The sequence below is a fragment of the Candidatus Hakubella thermalkaliphila genome, assembly GCF_013281975.1.
Classification (GTDB): Bacteria; Actinomycetota; Humimicrobiia; order Hakubellales; family Hakubellaceae; genus Hakubella; species Hakubella thermalkaliphila.
This window is the reverse complement of record NZ_BLRZ01000317.1, coordinates 1-991: the sequence shown is the minus strand read 5'-3', so window position 1 is coordinate 991 and position 991 is coordinate 1. Positions and strand designations below refer to the sequence as shown.

Annotated in this window: 1 protein-coding gene; it reads left to right on the top strand. The window is 45.6% G+C overall.

Going from position 1 to position 991, the window contains the following annotated elements; translation table 11 throughout:
- On the top strand, positions 1-466 hold a 466-nt coding region (locus HW443_RS11840; RefSeq protein ID WP_176238289.1), incomplete at its 5' end, for a DMT family transporter.
- Positions 467-991: the final 525 nt, after the last annotated feature.

Here is a 991-nt window from a genome sequence, read left to right as displayed (position 1 = left end):
TCTTCAAGGTCATACCGCCGGAGTTCTCCTTCTGATCACTTCCGGCACGCTCTATGGACTTTATACAGTAGGCATAGCAAAGGCCACCAAATACCTGGACCCTCTGGCTGCCACCTTTGCCATCGTGGCTTCTTCCACTGTAATATTTGGTGTGGCGGCGGCCATATATGGTGAACCTGGCCAAATCTTCCAGGTCGATTGGAAAATTAACTTGTTTTTACTTATCTCCGGCTTGATCGGCATTGCCGCTGGGCACACTCTTTTCTTCATCAATGTCAAGAAGGTAGGCAACGTCTTAACTAATACGTTCCTGTTGTTGACTCCCCTGATAGGAGTAACTCTGGCCTCCCTGTTTCTGGGAGAGAGGCTAACCTGGATCCAGATATTCTCGGGAGCTGTTCTGATAGGAGGATCTTACCTGCTGGTTACTCGCGGGCAGGCTAGAACTTTCAATGAAAATCACTAGGGACTTCAATGCGAACATGGGATTTTCGGCGCGGAGGGACATTACTAAAGGGGGAATCTCTGGAAAGCCGATGTCTGCCGCAGTACATTTTCAATGCCTGTACATCAAGAGCCGACATAGTATCTAGCCTGCGATAGGTCTCATCGCCTACTTGATCCTGCGAATGACGCTACAGCAATGAAAGGATGGAGTGAAAACACCGGTTATAATAATATTGAAGATGAAGTGATAGCTACTACCTCCCGCTAGATTTCAATATATTGCGTAATCAAACCTTATAAGGACGCAATATCTTGCGTTTCACCAAATCTTTTGTTATAATTTAGCCAGCCAGTGATCTACTGCTACAATCACGCTCGGAACGGAACTTTCAGCTTCTGGCGAATATCTTTACATAGATGTGTCTATATGTTAAAATGTGTTTAGTGTTTTACTCATAAGCATGATTCCAGGCCGTAGGCCGGCAACGCCACAGAAGTTTGCAGTAGCAAGGGGTAAAGAGAGGACGTATTATGTCAATCAAAT